Consider the following 2,112-nt stretch of genomic DNA (forward strand, 5'->3'; position numbering starts at 1 on the left):
GCATTCAAAGAATCTACATCTGCTGTCATTGCATTAATCTTCTCTTTTAAATCTTTCATTTCATCTTCTGTCAAATATTCAGAAGCATTTTCGTCCAGCCATTTTTCAAAAACCTCTGACTGATTTTCCGAACAGCCTTCAAACGCGCTTTGTTCTCCCAAAATGGAAGTTGCTTTCAAATCTAATTTGAATAAATTTTCACATTTATATTCTGCAGGTATCTCTCTTATTTCTCCATCAATAGATGAAAAATGCATTGTATGAAAATCCGATACCTTATTACGAGCAGTCTCAACTAACTTTCTTGCTGAATCACTGATTTGTATATCATCTTCCTGAACCAAAGCATGGGAACCATTTTCTTTTTTCTCAATATTTCTACTTGTCATATTGTGATTGTTAATATACATATTACTCTGAATCTTCATAGTATCCTCCTAATCCACTGGATCATAATTGTAATTTGCTTGTACCCCACTTACCCTTCCAATGTGAATGGTACTATCACTCATATGTTATCTCCTAAATAATTTTATATATGTCTCATCATTGTCATTTTCCGTTTCTGTTCCAGTCAATTATAACTTTTCCAGTCTTTCCAGAAACGCAACATAGAATTCTCTTTCTTTCATACAAGTCCTCTGAACCCCTATGCTTTTCGGAACATATTCCAGTGGATGGTCTAAATTATATAGTGCCTGTTTCGTTGCCTGAATTGCAGATTCTGTTGTGTTTCCCAAAATGTCGATGTTATCCACATTGCTCTCACCCTTCATCTGCTTATTCAACCTTTGTACCATCATCTGCGATATATGGCTCAACATTCCATTTTTCGTTATTCCCATACCATTCGCATTTACTTCCTTAGCTGCTTCCATCCATGCGTCCTTTACCTCCTGCGGAGCATTCGGACCAATCATATCAAATGCTTTTTTGTTAAAATCCGTATCTTCCATATATGGATTTATACTCTTATTTTCCTGTTTAGCACGTTCTGTACTAAATTGAGGAATATCTTTCTGTCTGCGCCTGTTTTCATACGGCACACCATTCATGGAATAGTTAGAACTAATCTGCATATATCAATACTCCTTTTTATTATTTATAATCGCATTCCATATTGTCTAATACGAATATCTTTTGAAAAACGGCACCGAAATAAAGGGTAACTCTATCCTTTGATTTCGATGCCATCCATGGCTTTTATCCATTTATTTTATCATTCATGTAATCATACAATTCCTTATATGATAAATAACCCGGCAAATTATTACTATCATACTGTAACTGCATCAGTTCTTTTACCATACTCATATAATCCTTCTTCTCTTTTATATTGTCAGCATCATACGAAATGTTCCCATTTACACCTCTTGCCGCATTCATGAAGTCTCCAAACGCATTTTTCATAAAGCCTTCTACATCGCTATATGTTGTATATGCAAGCATTTCCAAATAACTTGCATTTCTCGGATTAACACCATTTATCTGTACATTTGTATCTGTGTAATTTCCTTCTTTATCCCAATATCTGACTCTATATTCCGGATCTGCCGGATTATAATCATCTGCCTTAAAGACAGATGCACTGGTTCCATCCGGAAACCCCATTGCTGTCAAAGCATTTCCACTGTTGCCTCCATCTGACATATGTAATGTAATATTAGAAGATGCACTACTGGTACTTGACAGCACGCCCGAATCTCTACCGCCGGTCTTAGCCATATTGTGTCTTGCTCCTGCATAATAGTTTGGATAATTGTAGTTATTAATTCCTGATATGCTCATTGCTTTTCCTCCGTACTTTATTCCTTATAATTTTTACCTATGCCATTCGATACCAATTTCCATCCTTTAAAAGCTGTGCCATTCTTTCTTCATATCTTTTCACTGCTTTCTGCTGAATGGCACTAGGCACCACATAATCGTTACCAACTTCTCTTATTTTTCCATTTACCAATTCACAATGTGTCCCATATATCATTAATGTTAATCTTTTCTTCAAATTCTTTTCCATTTTCGTCAACGCCTTTGGCTATCACTACAGGATTATCCTCTGTTGACTCTTCTGCGTATTTAATATAAAACGAAAGACCTGTTCCATTTCCACCT

The 2,112-nt window shown here is 35.7% G+C and carries 3 protein-coding genes and 1 pseudogene; all 4 read right to left on the reverse strand.

Features of this window, described 5'->3' with window-relative positions; all coding sequences use genetic code 11:
- A pseudogene (locus H8S17_RS15900) lies at positions 1-428 on the reverse strand (hypothetical protein); the annotation flags it as partial.
- Between the two features lie 150 nt (positions 429-578).
- Positions 579-1,079: a hypothetical protein gene (locus tag H8S17_RS15905; RefSeq protein WP_118342233.1), complete on the reverse strand. Its 501-nt coding sequence runs from the start codon at positions 1,077-1,079 to the stop codon at positions 579-581.
- A 124-nt stretch (positions 1,080-1,203) separates the two neighbouring features.
- The gene (locus H8S17_RS15910; RefSeq protein ID WP_186867880.1) at positions 1,204-1,788 is read right to left on the reverse strand and encodes a hypothetical protein; all 585 of its coding nucleotides are present in this window, start codon (positions 1,786-1,788) and stop codon (positions 1,204-1,206) included.
- Positions 1,789-1,825: 37 nt separating this feature from the next.
- A complete protein-coding gene (locus H8S17_RS16805; RefSeq protein WP_279287819.1) occupies positions 1,826-1,960 on the reverse strand; it encodes a hypothetical protein in 135 nt (44 codons plus the stop codon).
- Positions 1,961-2,112 lie beyond the last annotated feature (152 nt).

It is taken from the genome of Roseburia zhanii, assembly GCF_014287635.1.
In the GTDB taxonomy this organism is placed as follows: domain Bacteria; phylum Bacillota; class Clostridia; order Lachnospirales; family Lachnospiraceae; genus Roseburia_B; species Roseburia_B zhanii.

Coding starts and splice junctions, on each gene's coding strand:
- H8S17_RS15905 (WP_118342233.1), bottom strand. CDS start 1,079: ATGCAGATTAGTTCTAACTATTCCATGAATGGTGTGCCGTATGAAAAC.
- H8S17_RS15910 (WP_186867880.1), bottom strand. CDS start 1,788: ATGAGCATATCAGGAATTAATAACTACAATTATCCAAACTATTATGCA.